Origin of the sequence: Microbacterium sp. SD291 (assembly GCF_017355365.1) — a bacterium.
Classification (GTDB): Bacteria; Actinomycetota; Actinomycetes; order Actinomycetales; family Microbacteriaceae; genus Microbacterium.
In genome coordinates this window covers 11,822-29,642 of the sequence record NZ_JADIJR010000010.1, presented here as the reverse complement: position 1 = coordinate 29,642, position 17,821 = coordinate 11,822, and the positions used below count along the sequence as shown (strand labels likewise).

Here is a 17,821-nt window from a genome sequence, read left to right as displayed (position 1 = left end):
TCAGTTCAGCTCCTCGAGTGCCTTGGTCTTGCGGAAGCTGACGATCGAGATCGTCGCGACCACGAGGAAGATCAGGATGGTGAAGGCGGAGGCCAGCCCGTAGTCGCGGTTCTGGCCGGTGAAGGCCACCTTGTAGACCATCGAGATCAGGATGTCGGTGTGCCCGACCGGGATGCTCACGTCACCGAAGCGAGGGCCGCCGTTGGTGAGCATGTAGATCAGGTTGAAGTTGTTGAAGTTGAACGCGAAGGACGAGATCAGCAGCGGGGCCACCGTCACCAGCAGCAGCGGGAGCTTGATACGGCGGAAGATCTGCCACGGGTTCGCACCGTCCATGACGGCCGCCTCGTTGACCTCGCCCGGGATGCCCTGCAGCGCGCCCATGCACACGAGGAACATGTACGGGAATCCGAGCCAGAGGTTCACCAGGAGCACCGAGACCTTCGCGAGGGTCGGATCGGTGAGCCAGGGGATCTCGGCTCCGCCGAAGATGACCTGGTTGATGAAGCCGAAGCTCTCGTTCATCATGCCGGCCCACACCAGCGCGGAGAGGAAGGCGGGGAACGCGTACGGGAGGATCAGGATGATCCGGTAGCCGTTGCGGAACCGCATCGTGGTGTTGTTGAAGACCAGGGCGAGCAGCAGGCCGAGGAAGAACGTGGTCGCCACGGAGATCAGGGCGAAGACGAACGTCCAGATCGTCACCGAGATCAGGGGGCCGCGGATCGACTCGTCGGTGACCGCTCGGACGAAGTTGTCGAAGCCCACAGTGGTCTGCCACCCGGGAAGGAGCTCATCGCCGTTCTCGGCGGTGAAAGCGCCCGCGCCGGAGTCGGAGTAGACGGTGCCGGTGCCGGTGTCGGTGATGGTGTCGGCGGCCGCGTCGTACTCGAGCGTCGAGATGTAGAGGTAGCCCTTCTGGCCGTCCGGTGCGCGCAGACTGCCGTCGTTGGGGTCCTCGCTGAACGGGACCGAGAGCTTCTCGAGCTCTGCGGAGAGGGTGAACACCTTCGCGAGCGGGAGGGTGCTCCAGCCGTCGACGGCGACCGCCTGCCCTCCTTCGAACTCCGCGTCGACCTCCTCGAGCGGCTGCTCGGACGTGCCGAGCAGAGCCTCACCCGAGTCAGGATCGGTGACCAGGAGTCCGTACGTGCCGGACTGCTCCACGACCGTGACAGGGTACGTCGCCGAGTCCTCGACGCGCTCCTGCGCCGAGGCGAGCAGGGCCGAGACTGCCTGGTCCTTCGTGCCGTTGTGGCCGGTGCCGTAGTTCGTGAACCCGATGTATCCGGTGTACAGCAGCGTGAACACCTGGAAGATCACCAGGAAGATGATCCCCGGCGTGAGGTACTTCGCGGGGATGAGCTTCCGCGAGAAGTACACCCAGTTGACCAGGACGGCGACGACGACCACGAGGCCGAGCACCAGCCATTCCTGCTGGCTGAAGAGCACGAATGCGGCATACACCGCGATCGCGTCGACGACGGCCAGCAGCAGGATCTTCAGAAGCGTCCAGCCGATCGGGTCGGATGCCGCCTCGGCGATCTTCGCGGCCTGACGCTGGCGCTTGGTGGGAGGAGCCGTGGGCTCAGCGGTGAAAGTCATCTCGTCCCCGTCGTGGATCTGCCGGGGCGGACGGTGACGTCCGCCCCGGCAGGATGGTGCTGGAGGTTACTTGGTCGCGGCGGTCACGTCTTCGACGAGCTTCTGCCACGTCGCCGCCGGGTCGGCGCCGTTGATGATCGCAGCCTCTGCGACACCCCAGAACTGCCAGACCGAGCCCATCGCGGGGATCGCCGGCATCGGGACGGCCTCTTCGCCCACGGCCTGGAAGCCGGCGATGATCGGGTCGGATGCCGCGGAGTCCGCCGCTGCGGTCAGCGCGGGCAGGATGTTGCCGGCCTCGAACAGCGCAAGCTGGACATCCTCGGTGCCGATGTAGTTGACCAGGAAGTCGTTCGCGGCGACCTTGTTCTCGGACTCCGCGCTGACGAAGAAGCCCTTCACGCCGGCGAACGGCGAGGCGGCGTCGGCGGTGGGGCTGGGGACGGGGTCGATCGCGACGTTGATGCCGGCGTCGACGGCCGCACCGACGTTCCACGGGCCGGTGAGCCAGAAGGCGGCGGTCCCGTCGAGGAACTGCTGCTTCGCGATCTCACCGTCGATGTCGGTGTTCAGCGTTCCGGCAGCGCCCTGCGCCGCGAGCCAGTCGGCGAAGGCGATCCCGCCCTCGCTGCCGAGCTGCAGGTCGGTGGAGTCGTAGCTGCCGGTGTCGTCGGTGCCGAAGACGGGTGCGCCGAACGCGGTCTGGAACGGGTACAGGTGGTAGGGGTTGCCTTCGGCGCCCTGCTCGACCACGAACGCACCCTTCGAGACCATGTCGTCGAAGCTCGACGCGGCCTCGGGGACGAGGTCGGCGTTGCGGAGCACGGCGATGTTCTCGACCGCGTACGGGAGCATGTAGACGGTGCCGTCGTAGGTCGCGGCCTGGAGCGCGACGGGGAGGTAGTCGGCCGAGGAGTCGCCGAGTTCGAGCGGTGCGACCACGCCGTTGGTGGAGAGCTCGCCCAGCCAGTCGTGGGCGCCCATGACGACGTCGGGGCCCTTGCCGGTCGGAACCTGCTGGATGAAGTCGTCCTTCATGTCGTCGACGGACTTGCCGACGAGGTCGACCTTGACGCCGGTCTTGTCCTCATACGACTCGGCCGCACCCTTCAGCGCGTCCACGCGCTCGGCGTCGACCCAGACGGTCAGCTTGCTCGAGCCTTCGCCCTCGCCGCCGGACGTGTCTGCGCCGTCGGTCCCGCCTGCGCAACCGGCGAGCGCCAGAGTCGAAACGATCGCGATGGCGCCTGCGGCGACGACGCCTCTCCTGTTCACCTTCATTGGTGTGTGCCTCTCTGAGTGCTGATGACCTGCAGAACTGCAAGCGCTTACAGTATGCACCGAGAACAGGGTGATCTGCAATGAAAACCTGTGCCGATATCAACCTGTGACCGAGTCACTCACTGCCAGATGCAGTGAAAACGCTTCCAAGTCCGCGCTGAAACAGCGGTGTCGATACAATTTCCCCATGGCTGACAGTTCCTTTGACATCGTCTCGAAAGTGGATCACCAGGAAGCGCAGAACGCGCTGAACCAGGCACACAAGGAGATCGAGCAGCGCTACGACTTCAAGGGCACCGGTGCGTCGATCGCCTGGAGCGGCGAGCAGGTGCTGATCATCGCGAACACGGAGGAGCGCGCGAAGGCCGTTCTCGACGTCTTCCAGTCCAAGCTCATCAAGCGCGGGATCTCCCTGAAGAGCCTCGAGTCGGGCGAGCCGTTCGCGAGCGGCAAGGAGTTCCGCATCGTCTCGACCCTGAAGGACGGCATCTCCTCGGAGAACGCGAAGAAGATCAGCAAGGTCATCCGCGACGAGGGACCGAAGGGCGTCAAGAGCCAGATCCAGGGCGACGAGCTGCGCGTCCAGTCGAAGAGCCGCGACGACCTCCAGGCGGTCATCGCGCTGCTGAAGGACGCCGACCTCGACGTCGATCTCCAGTTCATCAACTACCGCTGAACGGTGTTCACGAAGGGGACGGATGCCATGGCATCCGTCCCCTTCGTCGTTCCGGCGAATCGCGCCGGAATGTTGGCATCCTGGTCGAGTTCGTGATGTAGTTGGCCATCCGGGCATGTCATGGGGCCGCCCGGGAACCGGCCAGTCGTGGGGACTGAACGGGGCGGACTCGTCTTCGGATGATCCCGCCGGAATGGGAATGCATCTGGGGGCAATCCATGTACAGCGATCAGTCGAGCCTCGGCGGAAGCAAGAAGCTTCTGGCGGACGCGGTCTTCGAGCACATCGGCGCGCAGATCGTCGACGGCTCACTGCCGGCCGGGCACCGCATCCGGGATGTCGATCTCGCCGCGGAGATGCACGTCTCCCGCACGCCCGTGCGGGAAGCGCTGCAGCGGCTGGAGCGACTCGGGCTGGTGACGATGTACCCGAGCCGCTACACCGAGGTCACGGCCGTGACGCCGGAGATGGTCGAGCAGGCGCGGGAGTTCGCCGGATACCAGGCCGGCGTGGCCGCCAGGATGGCAGTGCCACGGCTCACCGAGCAGGAGCGCGAGCACGTCGCGGCCCTCGCCGACGACCTGAGCGCGGCGCACGACGATGAGGACGCGCATCCGGCCGATGCGCGCTGGAGGCTGTTCGCCTACCTCAGCGATCACTCCGGCAACGCACAGCACGAAATGCTCCTGGGCGACGCGAGACTGGCGCTGCTGCGCAATCTCCGGGCGTGGGAGGCGCCGGCATCCGACGGTGAACGGGTGCAGGACATCGGCCGGCGACTCGGCGAAGCCGTCCGTCGGGGCGACGGCGACGAGGCCGAGCGCCTCGCACGCGCCGTCTACGGCGTCTGAGCTCAGCTCGACGCTCTCCACCCGCGCACCCAGCGGTCGAGCCGACGGTACGAATCCTCGCGCGCCTCGTGCCGCGACAGGAACACGTCATGCAGCGCGCCTTCGATGCGCTCGACGGTGACCGAGGGGCCGAGCTTCAGGGCGGTCCTGGCGATGTCGTCGACGACCAGGACCGAGTCGGCCCGGGTGAGATCGTCCGACCACCGCGTCGGCGTCGCCGACCTCGCCGAGAGCAGCACGCACACCGGGGCCGTGATCGACAGCCCGGCGGCGACCTGCGTGTGCCCGGCGAGGATCGCGCGGAACCAGCCCGCATGCACCGCCATGGACTGCGCCGGCCGCCAGTCGGGGTTGACCTCGACCGGGTCGTCAGGATCCGCGACCTCCGCCTGCGCGCGCGTGTAGAAGCCGAGATCCACCTGCGGTGCGACCTCCAGTGGCCGCAGCCGCGCCTGCAGCTCGACCACCGGCACGATGGCGGCGCGCACCGGGAGCTGGAACTCCAGCCACGGGCTGTTCAGGATGACGGCATCCGCGCCGCCCGGATGCCGGGACGCCCACAGGCTCAGCGTCAGGCCGCCGGTCGAGTGCCCCAGGAGGACGAGACGACGACCGGATGCCGCACCGTCGACTGCGCGCCCCATGGCCTCCATCGCGGCCGCGATGTCCTCGTCATAGGTGCTGAGGTCGGAGATGTATCCGGCGGTCTGCCCCGCGCGGAGACTGCGGCCGTACTTGCGCAGATCCAGCGCGAAGAAGCGTGCGCCTCGGGCCGTCCAGAACCGCGCGAGGCGTTTCTGGAAGAAGTAGTCCGACCAGCCGTGCACGTAGAGCACGTCGACGTCCTCGAGCAGGAGCCTGCTTCCCCGCAGCCGGTCCCACCAGCTCTGCGGCGCCGGCAGCGCGCGGACGAGCGTCGCGACGACTGGCCCCTGATCGTCCGGCTCGAGCTCGAGCGTGAGCTGCTCGAACTCGTCGCCGAGCACATCCGGGATCCAGTCAGGCATGTCGCCAGGCTAGCCGAGCGGATGCCGGCTACTGCGGAGCAGTGTGCCCCTTGGTGAGGTTGCGCACGATCTTCTCGGCGACGCCCGTCATCGTCGCCGCCTCGGTCACGCGCGTCGTCAGGCGGATCCAGTCCGGTCCGACACGGAGATCCAGAGCGGTCGCACCGCTCGCGTCCGTGCTGAGCCTGGCCTCGTCCGCCCCCTCGACGTCGATGGCCTCGCCCGGTGTCCGCTCGAACGCCCAGGCTCCTCCTGGCAGGGTCGTGATCGTGAGGTGATGCACTCCGGAGTACTCGTCGCCCCCGTCGGTGTAGAGGCAGATCTTCGATCCGTTGACCACGTGATAGACCTCGGCCGGGATGCCCCAGCCGCCGAACTCGGAGACGATCCGGGTCTCGCCGCCGACCGAGTCGGCGAGCTCCTGGGCGGTGAGGAACCTCTCGCACTCCGCACCGACGATCGCGCTGTCGACGGACACGACATCGTGAAGCGTCGAGGCAGCCGCCGCGGCAAGGCCTCGCAGTGCATCACCGGGAGGCCCGGGGTCGAGGCTCGCACCCAGTCCGGCATCGACGATCCTCGCGGAGAGGAGGACATCGCCCTCGACGATCTCGAAGGAGCACCCTGACTCGTTGCAGTCGGCCTGCTCGCCCCAGAAGCCGTTCCTCTCCGCCGCGCCGTCGATGACGCCCTGCGCATCCGGGATCATCGTGACCTCCCAGTACGACGGCTCCTCGCCGGCCGAGCAGGCGAGGCCGCCGGAGCGCTGGAACATGTACTGCCCCGGACCCGGGAGCCAGCTCATGGTGGAGACGGTCGACATCACCGGCTCGACGGGTGTCGACGGCTCGCCGACCAGGGTCGCCATCGTGGTCGCGAGGTCCTCGCAGGTCACGTCGAACGCCGCCTCCGGCGCCTCCACGGGCTCGGGCGTCGGCGGCGGCGTCTCCGGGGTCGATGGCGACGCGGAAGGCTTCGGCTTCGGCTCCGGACCCGGGGCGCACCCGGAGAGGGCCAGCACGGCCACCGCACCCAGTGCGAGGAGAGAACGCATCCGCATGCGCTCAGACTACGAGCGCTCCGACCGTGACTCGCCGCAGCGCAGACAACGATCCGGCGTCGGTCACTCCCCGCGGGAGACGCGCACCATCTCGTCGCGCGGCACGACCTTGACGCGGGCCCGCTCCTGCGGGGCTCCCAGCCCGATCTCGTGCTCGTCGAGCCGGTGCCAGCCCGCCAGGTCGGTCCACTTCACGCCGCGCTCGTGCAGGAGCGCGGGGATCGACGCCTCCGAAGGGTCGACCGGCTGCCACCAGGAGCCCTGGTCGTTGATGATGTGACGCACGGTCTCCATGGCGTCGGACTTGGTGTGGCCGATCAGGCCTACCGGTCCGCGCTTGATCCAGCCGGTGGCGTAGATGCCGGGCACGCGCTGGTTGGAGTCCTTCGCGAGCACCTGCCCCTCGCGGTTCGGGATCACGCCGTGCTTCTTGTCGAACGGGACGCCGGGCAGCGGCGAGCCGAAGTAGCCGATCGCGCGGTACAGCGCCTGCATCGGCACCTCACGCAGCTCGCCGGTGCCGACGGCACCGCCCTGACCGTCCGGCTGGGTGCGCTCGTACACGAGGGCCGCGACGCGGCCCTCCTCGTCCTTGCGGACCTCGACGGGACGCGCCCAGAAGTGCAGGTGCAGGCGACGCGATGCCGTGCCGCCGGCGTTGTCGACGTCGCCTCTGGCGCCATTGGCAGACGGGCGCTTGCGCCACGACTGCAGGACGCGGTCGATGACCATGACCTGCTTGTTGCTGGCCACGGCGTCCTTCGACGCCTCGTCGTAATCGAAGTCCTCGTCGTAGACGACCATGTCGACATCGCGCAGCTCGCCGAGTTCGCGGAGCTCGAGCGGTGTGAACTTGACCTGCGCGGGCCCGCGGCGTCCGAACACGTGCACGTCGGTGATGGCGCTCGACTTCAGCCCCTCGTAGACGTTCTCGGGGACCTCGGTGACCAGCAGGTCCTCGGCGTGCTTGGCGAGCATCCGCGCGACGTCGAGCGCGACGTTGCCGTTGCCGAGGACGCCGACGGATGCCGCATCCAGCGGCCACTCGCGCGGCACGTCGGGGTGGCCGTCGAACCAGCTGACGTAGTCGGCCGCGCCGTACGAGCCGACCGCGTCGATCCCGGGGATCTCCATCGCGGTGTCGCGGATCGCGCCGGTCGCGAAGATCACGGCGTTGTAGTGATGTTTGAGGTCGTCGAGGGTGATGTCCTCGCCGAAGCGCACGTTGCCGAACAGGCGGATGTCGCCACGGTCGAGCACGTCGCGCAGGGCCGTGATGATGCCCTTGATGCGGGGATGATCGGGCGCGACGCCGTAGCGGACCAGGCCGTACGGGGCCGGGAGCTGCTCGAACAGGTCGATCGAGACGTCGAACTTGCGCTCGGCCTTCAGCAGGATGTCCGCGGCGTAGATGCCGGCGGGGCCCGCCCCGACGATGGCGAGTCTGAGCTTGGTCATGAAGGTCCTTTCGTCGCTCCGGACGCTCGATCAGCCGCGCGAGCGCGGCGCTGGATCAACTGGAGCGCTCGGCGAGGGTCTCTGCGAATCGGGTCAGCGCGTCGCGGACGGTGCCGCGCGGAAGAGGATCGAGAGCGTGGATCGCGTCCTGCGTCCAGGCGAGCGCCAGCTCGAGGGTCTTCTGCGTGACGGCGTGATCGCGCAGCTCGGTAAGCGGCTCATCGAGGATCGCGGGATCCGCGCCGTCGGCGATGAGCGCCACCCCCTCGTCGATGCGGGCGGCGAGATCCCGCGACGCGGCGTCGGGCTCGGCCTTCAGAAGCAGATACGGCATCGTCGGCACGCCGGCACGGAGGTCGGTACCGGGAACCTTCCCCGTGTCCTCCGGCTTCGCCGAGAGGTCGATGACGTCGTCGAGGAGCTGGAACGCGACGCCGATCTTCTCGCCGTAGACGCGCATCGGCTCTTCGTACTCCGTCGGCGCGTTCGAGAAGATGACCCCGGCCTGCGTCGCCGCGGCGATCAGGGAGCCGGTCTTGTCCGCCAGTACCTGGATGTAGAACTGGATCGGCTCGTCGCCGGGCTGCACGCCGATGGTCTCGTGCATCTGGCCGAGGACCAGGCGCTCGAACGTGTCGGCCTGCAGGCGGATCGCGCGGTCGCCGTGGCGCGACATGAGCTGGCTGGCGCGGGAGAACAGGATGTCCCCGGTGAGGATCGCGATGCTGTTGCCCCACACGGCGTGCGCCGCCGGAACCCCGCGGCGGCGGTCGGCGCCGTCCATCACGTCGTCGTGGTACAGCGAGCCGAGGTGGGTCATCTCCAGCGCCTTGGCGACGTCGATGACGGCATCCGTGTTGCCCTCCCCCAGCTGGGCCGCCAGCAGGGTGAGCACGGGGCGGATGCGCTTGCCGCCGGCCTCGTACAGGTAGCGGCTGGTGGCGTCGGCGAGCGGATCCGCGACCCGCACGTCCTCTGCAAGGCCGTTCTCGACACGCTCGAGCCCGTCCTCGATGGCGCGGGCGACGCGGCGGGCGGCGGGGCCCACGAACACGCGGTCGCTGAAGCCGAGACGGCTCGCCAGTCGCGAACCCGGGGCGATGGGGCTCGAAGTCACGCTCTCAGCCTACCCGGGCTGTGCCGCCGTGCGATCACGCCGTCTCAGCGGCGCGAGGCGGGCGGGCGAACGGCTTGCGCGCCCGGTGCAGGGCGACGATCCCGAAGGAGAGATTGCGGTACGCGACATCGGTCCAGCCGGCCTCGCGGATCCAGGCGGAGAGCTCCTTCTGGTCGGGCCAGGCGCTGATCGACTCGTTCAGGTAGTCGTACGCCTCGCCGTTCGTGCCGGCGACGCGCGCGACCCGCGGGAGCACCTGCGAGTTGTAGAACCGGTAGGCACCGCGGAACAGCTTCCCCGGCGGGGTGGAGAACTCGTTGATGACGAGCCGGCCGCCGGGCTTGGTCACCCGGTGCAGCTCGCGCAGCGCCTTCTTCGGGTCGTTCACGTTGCGCAGCGCGTATGACATCGTGACGGCGTCGAACTCGTCATCGTCGAACGGCAGCGCCGTGGCATCCGCCTCGACGAAGGAGAGGTTGCGCATGCCGCCGTGACGGCGCCTGCCCTCAGCGAGCATCCCCCTGGAGAAGTCAGCGGCGACCACCTCGGCGCCGCTTCGGGCGAGGGATGCCGAGGACGACGCGGTGCCTGCTCCGAGGTCGAGGATCTTCTCCCCCGGCTTCGGGGCGACGGCGCGCGTCGTGGCGGCACGCCAGAGCGCGTCATTGCCGACCGTCATGGCCGTGTTGGTGCGGTCGTAGCCCGCGGCGACCTGATCGAACATGCCGCTGACGCGGGCGGGGTCCTTGCCGAGATCTGCGCGGTTGGGCTCGTTCGGGGTCATGAGTCGAGTCTAGGCGCGGTGCCTGTGCGAGTTCGTGGCCGCTGATCTCCGGTCGCCGGTCAGCGGTGAAGGTTCAGCGCGATCAGCCGGTCGAGCCACACGTCGGCGGTCGCGTCGTCGAACGGGGCGGTCTTCGCGCGGACGCGCTCCTCGAGGTCGAGCGCGAGGGCTTCGAGCCGGGCCATCACGTCGGCGGGGTAGCCGAACTGCGCGCTGTGCTCCTCCCACTCGTCGCGGTCGTCGACCCAGGTGCCGCGGTCCCCGTCGATGCGGATGACGTCGAGGTCCATGTCGATGCCGGTCACGACCAGCGGGTCATCCGACCAGCGCACGTCCCATCCGAGATCGATGTAGACGCGCATCCGCTTCGGGTGGTTCCTGTTGACGGTGAGCGCGTAGTCGGTCGCGCCCTGCTCGAACACGTCGCGGGTGCGGTGCGCTGTGCGATCGACCGCGGGGACGAGAGTCACATTGGGCGCCGACGCGGTGAACTGCGCCCCGGGGCGCGCGCTGTGCCAGCCGACGGGCTGCCCGATCCAATCACCCCACTCGTCGGCGCCGAGGTACACGCACTCGTTGCGCCAGTGCGGCGACCCGTCCCACTTGCGCCATTGGAAGATCATCTCGGTGCCGGGGGCCGGGCGGGCGTCGCTCATGCTCTCACCCTATGCTCACGTCTTAGGCTGGAGGAGTGAGCATGAGCCTGGTCGTGGAGACCCGCGAGATCGACCCGATCGAGGACCCCCTCGCGTACGCGGATCCGGCAGCCCCCCTGGCCTGGCTGCGGCGCGGCGACGGGATCGTGGCGATCGGCGACGACGTCGTGTCGACGATCCGGGTGCCCGCGGGAGTCGAGTCCGCACGATCGGACATCATCGCGTCGGCATGGCGGAAGCTGGCGCAGGATGCCGTCATCGACGACCCCGTCCGGCTGCCCGGCACCGGGCTCGTCGCCTTCGGCGCGCTGACGTTCGACGAGAACTCCGCTGCGGACAGCGTGCTCATCGTGCCCGCGGCGATCATCGGACGCCACCGCGGGCGCACCTGGCTCACCCGCATCCGCGCCGCCGACGCAGACGCCGCGCACGAGCGGAGCGCAGAGCCGCAGGAGTACGGACCCCACTGGGCAGGCACCGTCGGCCCGGGGGCGCAGAGCCCGCAGGGCTACCAGGCCTCCGTCGGCGAGGCCCTGGCGCGGATCGCCGGCGGCGAACTGAGCAAGGTCGTGCTCGCGCGCGACCTCACCGGCAGCATCCCCGCCGGCTCCGACCTGCGCCGGCTCGTGCGCGCGCTGTCGACCGGCTACCCCGACACCTGGGCGTTCGCGGTCGACGGGCTGATCGGCGCGAGCCCGGAGACGCTGGTCACCGTGCAGAGTCGCACCGTCACGGCGCGCGTCCTCGCCGGAACCATCGGTCGGGGGGCGGATGCGGATGCCGACACCGCCGCGTCCGCGCATCTCGCCTCCAGCACAAAAGACCTCGACGAGCATCAGTATGCCGTGCAGAGCGTCCTCGCCTGCCTGCGCCCGCACACCCGGGCGCTGGCCGCGAGCGAGCAGCCGTTCCTGCTGAAGCTGCCCAACCTGTTCCATCTGGCGACGGATGTCGAGGGCGAACTCGCCGACGGCGACTCCTCGCTCGACCTGGTCGGCGCACTGCATCCGACCGCCGCCGTCGCGGGCACTCCGACACCGGCCGCGATCGCCGCGATCCGCGAACTCGAGCCCTTCGACCGCGGGCGGTACGCGGGGCCCGTGGGCTGGGTGGACGCATCCGGCAACGGCGAGTGGGCGATCGCGCTGCGCTGCGCGCAGTTCACCGCCGGGCGTGACGAGATCACCGTCACCGCGTACGCGGGCGCCGGCATCGTCTCGGGCTCCGACCCCGAGTCGGAACTGCTGGAGACCCGAGTCAAGTTCCGCCCGCTGGTCGACGCCCTCGCCTGACGCAGCCTCAGCTCGCGGCGAGGCGCTCCTTCTCGGCCTCGACGTCGAAGTCCGCGGCGGGCCACTGCGGGTCGATGTCCAGCAGGGCCGCGAGAAGCAGCTCCTGCACCGCGAGGCGCGCGTACCACTTGTGATTCGCCGGGATCACGTGCCACGGTGCGGTCTCGGTCGAGGTCCGGTCGATCGCGGTCTGGTAGGCCGCCATGTAGTCCGGCCACAGCATCCGCTCGTCGACGTCGCCCGGGTTGTACTTCCAGTGCTTGTCGGCGCGGTCGAGCCGCTCCATCAGCCGCTCCTTCTGCTCGTCCGGCGAGATGTGCAGCATGACCTTGACGATGCGGATGCCGGAGCCGGCCACGCGCGCCTCGAAGTCGTTGATGGCGTCGTAGCGACGCTCGATCTCCTCGGCCGGGGCGAGCGCCCGCACCCGTGCGATCAGCACGTCCTCGTAATGGGACCGGTCGAAGACGCCGATGAAGCCGGGTTCGGGCAGCCGCCGCTCCACTCGCCAGAGGAAGTCGTGGGCGCGCTCCTGCTCGGTCGGCGCCTTGAACGCGGTGAGCGCGACGCCCTGCGGGTCGACGCCGCCGACGACGTGTCGCACGATGCCGCCCTTGCCCGCCGAGTCCATCGCCTGCAGGACGAGCAGCACTGCGTCCTTCGCGACGCCTGAGCGACTCTCGGCGAACAGCTGCTCCTGCAGCCCGCTCAGCTCTTCGAGCCCGGTGGCGAGATCGGCCTTGCCCGCGGTCTTGCCGCCTTCGTAGCCGGGAGTGCTGTCAGGATCGACGTCGGCCAGGCGGAAGCCGGGCGTGACCTGGAGGATGCGAGCCCACGTGTGCGCGTTCATGTGCACATACTGCCAGTCAGCGGGCCAGCGGCACCTCGATCAGCTGCCGGCCGCCCGATGGAGTCGTGAGCACCTGGTCGAGAGCGGTGCGGGTCGTGACGCGGTGGTACTCCCAGCCGTAGGCGAGCGCGAGCTGCTCGAGACCCACGTCGTGCGGCGTGTAGAACGCGCGGTCGAGGTCGGCGGGGTCGGCGGATGCCGCCACCTCCAGGCCGTCGAAGATGGTGCCGCCGCCGTCGTTCCCCACGATCACCTGCATCCGGGGCCGCGTCTCGTCCGGTGCGATCAGGAGGGCGCCGACGTCGTGCAGGAAGGCGAGGTCGCCGAGCAGCACGCGGGTGACGCCGGGCGAGCCATCGGCCTGACTCGCGACCGCGATGCCGGTCGCGGTCGCGATCGTGCCGTCGATGCCGGCGAGGCCGCGATTGGCGTGGACAGGCACCTTCTTGCCGCCGAGCACCGCATCGGCCACGCGCACCAGCCGGGAGGAGCCGAACATCAGGCGATCATGCGGCCAGGTCGCGCGCCACACCGCGTCGACGAGCAGCTCCCGGTCGAGGGGTCGGCGCACGGCGTCGAGCTCTGCCTTCACGGCGTCGCGGCGTGCGGCGAAGTCCGTCGAGGCGAGGCCGTCGGTGTCGGGGGCGCGCTCGCTCAGGTCGACCGCCGCCGCGGCCGAGGCGGCGAGCCAGGCGCCGAGCCACTCCCTGTCCGGCGCGCCCTCGGCGACGATGACGGATGCCGCCGCCCGGGTGCGCCCGTTGAGGTCCAGCTCCTCGCCGCCGCCGCGGACCGCGATCACCTCGACATCGGACCGCGACAGCAGCCGGGTGACCTCGCGGCTGAGAGTCGGATGCCCGAGCACGACCGCGCGTTCGATGCGGCCGCCGAGCTCGGGGGTGGACAGCAGCCCGCGATAGCCGTGCACGATCTGCCGGCCGAAACGCGCGCCGCTGACGATCTCGGCGATGAGCGGCCAGGAGCCTGCGTGCGCCACCTCCTCGGCGGCCGGGCCGGCGTCGGCGCCCGCGATCACCACGGTGCGCCGGCCGCGATCCAGCACGACGGGCTCGCCCCGCTCCGGCCGCGCCGCCGTGCCTGGTTCGGCCACGAGAGCGGACATCTCCCCCGACAGCGGCTCGCGCGACGGGAGGTTCAGGTGCACTGGTCCTTCGACGCCGGCATGCCCGTGCGCGGCATCCGCTCCCATCGCGACAGCCACCGCGCGCGCAGCGAGTCCCGACCAGTCGCCGTCGCCCTCGCCGTCGCCGGGGACCGGAGCGTCGATCTGCTCTCGCACGAACGCGGCGAAGATGCCGGGCTGGACGGTCGCCTGGTTCGCGCCGACTCCCCGGAGCTCGGGTGGCCTGTCGCCGGTGAGCAGGAGCAGCGGAACGCCGGCGTGGAACGCCTCCATCACGGCGGGGAGGAGGCCAGCGACCGCGGTGCCTGACGTGCACACGACGGCGGCCGGCGCTCCGGTCTCACGGGAGAGCCCGAGAGCCGTGAACCCGGCGACCCGTTCGTCGATGCGCACGTGCACGCGCAGCAGCCCCTCGCGCGCGGCGCGCACGGCGGCGAGCGCGAGCGCCTGCGAGCGGGATCCCGGCGAGAGCACCAGGTCGCGGACGCCGTGCGTGACGAGGTCGGCGATCAGGGATGCCGCGGCATCCGTCGCCGGCGATGCCGTCACGGGCGCTTGTCCGGCGCCTGGCCGTCGTCGGTCTCGTCCTCGAGGCGCGCGAGCTCCTCTTCGAGACGGCGGATGCGGGCGTCCTGGTCGTACTTGCCGAGGCTGTGCAGGAACTCGGGGTCGTCATCAGGGGCGACCACGCGGGGAACGCCCTGGTCGTTCGCGCGGCGGCGCCCGATCATGAACCAGAGGATGCCGCCGATCACCGGGATCAGCACGACGATCGCGATCCATGCGGCTTTCGGCACGCCACGGTGCCGCGTCGCCGGCTGCACTGAGCAGTCGACGATGCTGAACACCCAGAAGACGGCGGCCAGGAAGCCGCCGACGATCAACAGTCTCGCCACACTGCCAGTCTAGGCGTGCGGGAGGTCGCCGGATCCGGGGTTGACGGGAGGCGCCGAGGCGGTCGCGTCAGCGCGGCGGCATGAAGACGGCGGCTGCCGCTTCGATCTCCTCGTCGTTCGGCACCCGAGGTTGGTAATCACGGGCCCGCACGTACTCGAGGAACTCCGGGTCCGGGGCGACGCCATAGGTCTGCACGTAGTACGTGACCGGCCCCGTCCACACGAACTCGCCGTCGGTCCTGGTCGTCAGCGGGATGACGGGGTCGTCATCCGCCAGGATGTCGATCCCGCGCACTGTGGTGTGCATCACCACGGTGCCGGCATCCAGATACGCCCCCACCGCGGCCGCCTCGTCGTCCGAGAGCCGCTCCTCGTTCAGAGACGGCCGTTGATCTGCGGCCGTCTGCACCCATCCGGGCTGGAAGACGGAGACCTGCTTGACCATTCGCTCTCACAATCCCTTCGGCTGGAACGGCACCCAGCCGCCGTTCGGCGGCCAGACCGGAGCACCCGTGATCGGGTCGACGTCCGTGACGAACGGCGATCCGCTCTTCGTCGACCACACGGGCTTCGTCGGCGCTGTCACGTCGACGTCCAGGTGGTTCGACAGCTGCTGGGCGAATCCGTCTGGATCCGCTCCGGTGTCGCACGAGAACAAGCGTATCGGCGTTTGACCGTCCCAGTCGGTGTGCTTGCGCACATGGTCTGCGAAGTCCTCGGCGCTGAGCATCGACCCGTCGCCGCCCTGCACCGCGTTCGGCGAGCCGTGCAGGTCGAGCACGTACTCGCCGGGGTACTCCGGGACATCTCCCGCGGCTGCCCGGTCCTTCTCGGGCAGGAAGTGCCAGCCGACATCCGTCTTGCCGCCCCTGCGGAGCCGCCGGTTCTTCAGCCATCCGCGGGAGACCGCATCGTCCAGGTGGTCGAGATCACGGACGGACCTCTTGAGGGAGTCGAAATGGTCGAAGAGATTGTCCGCCATCTGGGGCAGCCTGTCGTCGGCATGCCTCATGCCGTGCATGACGGCCTGCTTCAGTTCACGGATCACCGGCTTGATCGACATCCGCCACCCCCTGCTTCTCTGCGTCTTCACCGATCGTAGGGAGTGGCGCGCGCCCGTGCCATGGGGAGACCTGCCCGTTCCCGACGACGGAGCGCCCGTCACCGTCAGCCGGGGCTGATCCGGATCATCCGGTCATCGCCTTCGGACGGGTCTCCGCGCCCGTCGGTGTTGTTCGTCAGGACCCAGAGCTCCCCCTCGGGTGTGACGGTGACGTCGCGCAGCCGGCCGAGTTCGCCGACGAACCGCTCGGTGCTCGTCGACAGATCGTCGAGCGGGACGACGCGGAGCCGCTCACCGCGCAGGTTCGCGACGAGGATCTCCGTGTCCGTGACCGCGATGCCGCTCGGGCTGGCGGCATCGGGCGCCCACTGCTGGACCGGGTCGATGAAGTCGGGGTTCCCGGCGATCCCCTCGGCCTCGGGCCAGCCGTAGTTCCCGCCCGGCTCGATGACGTTGAGCTCGTCCCAGGTGTCCTGGCCGAACTCGCTCGCGTACATCGTGCCCTCGGCATCCCAGCCGATACCCTGCGGGTTGCGGTGTCCGTAGCTGTAGACCGGCGAGTCCCCGAAGGGGTTGTCGCCGGGGATGCCGCCGTCGGGCTCGAGGCGGAGGATCTTTCCGGAGAGGGCATCCGGGTCCTGGGCGCTGCCGCGATCTCCTGCGTCACCCGTGGTGATGTACAGCATCCCGTCGGGGCCGAAGTCGATGCGCCCGCCGTTGTGGTTGCCCGCCGCGGGGATGCCGTCGATCACCGTATCCGGTTCGCCCAGGGAGAGCGCGCCGGGGCGGCCTCGGATCTCGCGCCGCTCGACGCGGTTCTCCCCCTGCGCGGTGAAGTACGTGTACAGCTCGCCGTCGCGCACGGCGAGCCCGAGCAGTCCCCCCTCGCCGCCAGGGGCGACGCCGTCGATGACGGCGACCTCCCGCGCCTCGCCGCTGTCGCCGAGTTCGAGGATGCGGGCGCTGTCGCGTTCGCTGACGAGCGGGGCACCCTCGTGGAAGACGATCGACCACGGAGCGTCGAGGTTCTGTGCGATGACGGTGTCAGGAGCCGGACTCGACGCCGGAGCCGAGGTGCGGGACGTCAGCGCCAGCACGGATGCCGCGATGAGCACGGCCCCGAGACCCGCCCTCCTCGCACGTCGTGCACTCGGCACCGTCATCGTCGCTCCTCTCGCACTCCCGGCGGGTGCCACCCCACCGGTCGAGCATCCGCGGCAGCGGCGGCGTCGCGCGCGACGGCGACGAGCAGCGCGTCGGGCTCCGGCCCCGTGCAGTCGTGGCCCGCGCCCGCGATCTCGCGAAGGACGGCGTGCGGGAGGAGTGCGCGCAGCTCCAGGGACGCGCTGCGCGGGCTCCGCGCATCCTCGGCCCCGCGGACGACCGCAGTCGGACTCTCGACCCTCGGCAGCCCAGGACGAAGGTCCTGCACCATCACCCGCAGCAGCGCATCCGTGGTGCGAGGCCGCCAGTCGTCGAGAAGGCCCCGGGCGAGCGCACGGCGCTCCGGCGCCGTGCCCGGCGCGAACACCGAATCGAGGAACCCGTCCGCCCATTCCTGCACCGGGTGCTCCATCGTGAAACGCGCCGCGGCCACTCGTTCAGCCAGGTCGTGAGGACCCAGCGAGCCGCCCCAGCCCGCGTACGCTCCGACCAGCACGAGACGCCCGACGGATGCCGGATGCTCTCGGGCGAGCAGCAGCGCGAGCACGGAACCGAGCGAGAATCCGGCGACAGCGGGACGGGTCAGCCCCAGCGCGTCGATGAAGCCCGCCGCGGCAGCCGCCCAGTCCGAGTCACCCCAACCATCGGGGACGTCGTCGGAGAGTCCGCACCCGGGGGCGTCCCAGGCGATCACGTCGAGGTCGCCGGCGAGCCGCTCCATGTCCGCCGTCCAGATCCGGGAGTCCTCGAAGGCGCCGTGCAGCAGAAGGAGGGGAGGCCCGCTTCCCCTCCTGCGATAGGCGATGCGCAGCCCGTCGACGACGACCTCGGACATGCGGCGAGCATACGCCTCCCCTGCCGGTGAGATCAGCATCGAAGGGCTCTCGGCGCCGAGCCGTATCGCCGCCCCCGTACCC

At 69.8% G+C, this 17,821-nt stretch carries 18 protein-coding genes; 3 read left to right on the top strand and 15 right to left on the bottom strand.

Features of this window, described 5'->3' with window-relative positions; genetic code table 11:
• Both IPV10_RS07560 and IPV10_RS07555 read right to left on the bottom strand, forming a co-directional pair.
• Complete coding sequence (locus IPV10_RS07560; protein WP_207482360.1) at positions 1-1,605, bottom strand: ABC transporter permease subunit; 1,605 nt, start codon at positions 1,603-1,605, stop codon at positions 1-3.
• A 66-nt stretch (positions 1,606-1,671) separates the two neighbouring features.
• The gene (locus IPV10_RS07555; protein ID WP_207482358.1) at positions 1,672-2,886 is read right to left on the bottom strand and encodes a maltose ABC transporter substrate-binding protein; all 1,215 of its coding nucleotides are present in this window, start codon (positions 2,884-2,886) and stop codon (positions 1,672-1,674) included.
• A gap of 187 nt (positions 2,887-3,073) precedes the next feature.
• Here IPV10_RS07555 and IPV10_RS07550 point away from each other — a divergent pair, with 187 nt between their 5' ends.
• The gene (locus tag IPV10_RS07550) at positions 3,074-3,562 is read left to right on the top strand and encodes a YajQ family cyclic di-GMP-binding protein (protein WP_207482356.1); all 489 of its coding nucleotides are present in this window, start codon (positions 3,074-3,076) and stop codon (positions 3,560-3,562) included.
• A 218-nt stretch (positions 3,563-3,780) separates the two neighbouring features.
• Positions 3,781-4,413, top strand: coding sequence for a GntR family transcriptional regulator (locus IPV10_RS07545; protein ID WP_207482354.1), 633 nt, complete (start codon positions 3,781-3,783; stop codon positions 4,411-4,413).
• A gap of 2 nt (positions 4,414-4,415) precedes the next feature.
• Here the strand turns inward: IPV10_RS07545 and IPV10_RS07540 are convergent, their stop codons facing one another.
• The 6 genes from IPV10_RS07540 to IPV10_RS07515 form a co-directional block, all read right to left on the bottom strand.
• Positions 4,416-5,420: an alpha/beta hydrolase gene (locus IPV10_RS07540; RefSeq protein ID WP_207482352.1), complete on the bottom strand. Its 1,005-nt coding sequence runs from the start codon at positions 5,418-5,420 to the stop codon at positions 4,416-4,418.
• A 28-nt stretch (positions 5,421-5,448) separates the two neighbouring features.
• Positions 5,449-6,480: a hypothetical protein gene (locus IPV10_RS07535; RefSeq protein ID WP_207482350.1), complete on the bottom strand. Its 1,032-nt coding sequence runs from the start codon at positions 6,478-6,480 to the stop codon at positions 5,449-5,451.
• Between the two features lie 63 nt (positions 6,481-6,543).
• Positions 6,544-7,938 (bottom strand): FAD-dependent oxidoreductase, encoded by a 1,395-nt coding sequence (locus IPV10_RS07530; protein ID WP_207482348.1) that lies wholly within the window; start codon positions 7,936-7,938, stop codon positions 6,544-6,546.
• 55 nt (positions 7,939-7,993) lie between these two features.
• Entirely contained in the window at positions 7,994-9,055 is a 1,062-nt protein-coding gene (locus IPV10_RS07525; RefSeq protein ID WP_207482346.1) for a polyprenyl synthetase family protein, read from the bottom strand.
• A 34-nt stretch (positions 9,056-9,089) separates the two neighbouring features.
• Positions 9,090-9,839 (bottom strand): class I SAM-dependent methyltransferase, encoded by a 750-nt coding sequence (locus IPV10_RS07520; RefSeq protein ID WP_207482338.1) that lies wholly within the window; start codon positions 9,837-9,839, stop codon positions 9,090-9,092.
• A 59-nt stretch (positions 9,840-9,898) separates the two neighbouring features.
• Positions 9,899-10,495: a hypothetical protein gene (locus IPV10_RS07515; protein WP_207482336.1), complete on the bottom strand. Its 597-nt coding sequence runs from the start codon at positions 10,493-10,495 to the stop codon at positions 9,899-9,901.
• A 41-nt stretch (positions 10,496-10,536) separates the two neighbouring features.
• Here IPV10_RS07515 and IPV10_RS07510 point away from each other — a divergent pair, with 41 nt between their 5' ends.
• On the top strand, positions 10,537-11,787 hold the full coding sequence (locus IPV10_RS07510) for an isochorismate synthase MenF (protein WP_207482334.1): 1,251 nt from the start codon (positions 10,537-10,539) through the stop codon (positions 11,785-11,787).
• A gap of 7 nt (positions 11,788-11,794) precedes the next feature.
• Here the strand turns inward: IPV10_RS07510 and IPV10_RS07505 are convergent, their stop codons facing one another.
• The 7 genes from IPV10_RS07505 to IPV10_RS07475 all read right to left on the bottom strand — a co-directional run bounded on the left by IPV10_RS07505 (position 11,795) and on the right by IPV10_RS07475 (position 17,739).
• Positions 11,795-12,637 (bottom strand): PPK2 family polyphosphate kinase, encoded by an 843-nt coding sequence (locus IPV10_RS07505; RefSeq protein WP_207482332.1) that lies wholly within the window; start codon positions 12,635-12,637, stop codon positions 11,795-11,797.
• 16 nt (positions 12,638-12,653) lie between these two features.
• The gene (menD, locus tag IPV10_RS07500) at positions 12,654-14,330 is read right to left on the bottom strand and encodes a 2-succinyl-5-enolpyruvyl-6-hydroxy-3-cyclohexene-1-carboxylic-acid synthase (RefSeq protein WP_207482330.1); all 1,677 of its coding nucleotides are present in this window, start codon (positions 14,328-14,330) and stop codon (positions 12,654-12,656) included.
• Positions 14,327-14,677: a PLD nuclease N-terminal domain-containing protein gene (locus tag IPV10_RS07495; RefSeq protein ID WP_207482323.1), complete on the bottom strand. Its 351-nt coding sequence runs from the start codon at positions 14,675-14,677 to the stop codon at positions 14,327-14,329. The genes menD and IPV10_RS07495 overlap by 4 nt, the downstream gene beginning before the upstream one ends.
• Positions 14,678-14,744: 67 nt before the next feature.
• Positions 14,745-15,122 carry a hypothetical protein gene (locus IPV10_RS07490; protein WP_207482321.1) on the bottom strand — a complete coding sequence of 126 codons (378 nt, stop codon included), beginning with the start codon at positions 15,120-15,122 and terminating at the stop codon, positions 14,745-14,747.
• Between the two features lie 6 nt (positions 15,123-15,128).
• Positions 15,129-15,740 carry a hypothetical protein gene (locus IPV10_RS07485; protein WP_207482319.1) on the bottom strand — a complete coding sequence of 204 codons (612 nt, stop codon included), beginning with the start codon at positions 15,738-15,740 and terminating at the stop codon, positions 15,129-15,131.
• 104 nt (positions 15,741-15,844) lie between these two features.
• Positions 15,845-16,903 (bottom strand): sorbosone dehydrogenase family protein, encoded by a 1,059-nt coding sequence (locus IPV10_RS07480; protein WP_207482317.1) that lies wholly within the window; start codon positions 16,901-16,903, stop codon positions 15,845-15,847.
• Positions 16,900-17,739, bottom strand: coding sequence for an alpha/beta fold hydrolase (locus tag IPV10_RS07475; protein WP_207482315.1), 840 nt, complete (start codon positions 17,737-17,739; stop codon positions 16,900-16,902). The genes IPV10_RS07480 and IPV10_RS07475 overlap by 4 nt, the downstream gene beginning before the upstream one ends.
• Between the last annotated feature and the right edge of the window lie 82 nt (positions 17,740-17,821).

Excerpts from the sequence above, each read along its gene's own strand:
- IPV10_RS07560 (WP_207482360.1), bottom strand. The coding sequence starts at position 1,605 with ATGACTTTCACCGCTGAGCCCACGGCTCCTCCCACCAAGCGCCAGCGT.
- IPV10_RS07555 (WP_207482358.1), bottom strand. The coding sequence starts at position 2,886 with ATGAAGGTGAACAGGAGAGGCGTCGTCGCCGCAGGCGCCATCGCGATC.
- IPV10_RS07550 (WP_207482356.1), top strand. The coding sequence starts at position 3,074 with ATGGCTGACAGTTCCTTTGACATCGTCTCGAAAGTGGATCACCAGGAA.
- IPV10_RS07545 (WP_207482354.1), top strand. The coding sequence starts at position 3,781 with ATGTACAGCGATCAGTCGAGCCTCGGCGGAAGCAAGAAGCTTCTGGCG.
- IPV10_RS07540 (WP_207482352.1), bottom strand. The coding sequence starts at position 5,420 with ATGCCTGACTGGATCCCGGATGTGCTCGGCGACGAGTTCGAGCAGCTC.
- IPV10_RS07535 (WP_207482350.1), bottom strand. The coding sequence starts at position 6,480 with ATGCGGATGCGTTCTCTCCTCGCACTGGGTGCGGTGGCCGTGCTGGCC.
- IPV10_RS07530 (WP_207482348.1), bottom strand. The coding sequence starts at position 7,938 with ATGACCAAGCTCAGACTCGCCATCGTCGGGGCGGGCCCCGCCGGCATC.
- IPV10_RS07520 (WP_207482338.1), bottom strand. The coding sequence starts at position 9,839 with ATGACCCCGAACGAGCCCAACCGCGCAGATCTCGGCAAGGACCCCGCC.
- IPV10_RS07515 (WP_207482336.1), bottom strand. The coding sequence starts at position 10,495 with ATGAGCGACGCCCGCCCGGCCCCCGGCACCGAGATGATCTTCCAATGG.
- IPV10_RS07510 (WP_207482334.1), top strand. The coding sequence starts at position 10,537 with ATGAGCCTGGTCGTGGAGACCCGCGAGATCGACCCGATCGAGGACCCC.
- IPV10_RS07505 (WP_207482332.1), bottom strand. The coding sequence starts at position 12,637 with ATGAACGCGCACACGTGGGCTCGCATCCTCCAGGTCACGCCCGGCTTC.
- IPV10_RS07490 (WP_207482321.1), bottom strand. The coding sequence starts at position 15,122 with ATGGTCAAGCAGGTCTCCGTCTTCCAGCCCGGATGGGTGCAGACGGCC.
- IPV10_RS07485 (WP_207482319.1), bottom strand. The coding sequence starts at position 15,740 with ATGTCGATCAAGCCGGTGATCCGTGAACTGAAGCAGGCCGTCATGCAC.
- IPV10_RS07480 (WP_207482317.1), bottom strand. The coding sequence starts at position 16,903 with ATGACGGTGCCGAGTGCACGACGTGCGAGGAGGGCGGGTCTCGGGGCC.
- IPV10_RS07475 (WP_207482315.1), bottom strand. The coding sequence starts at position 17,739 with ATGTCCGAGGTCGTCGTCGACGGGCTGCGCATCGCCTATCGCAGGAGG.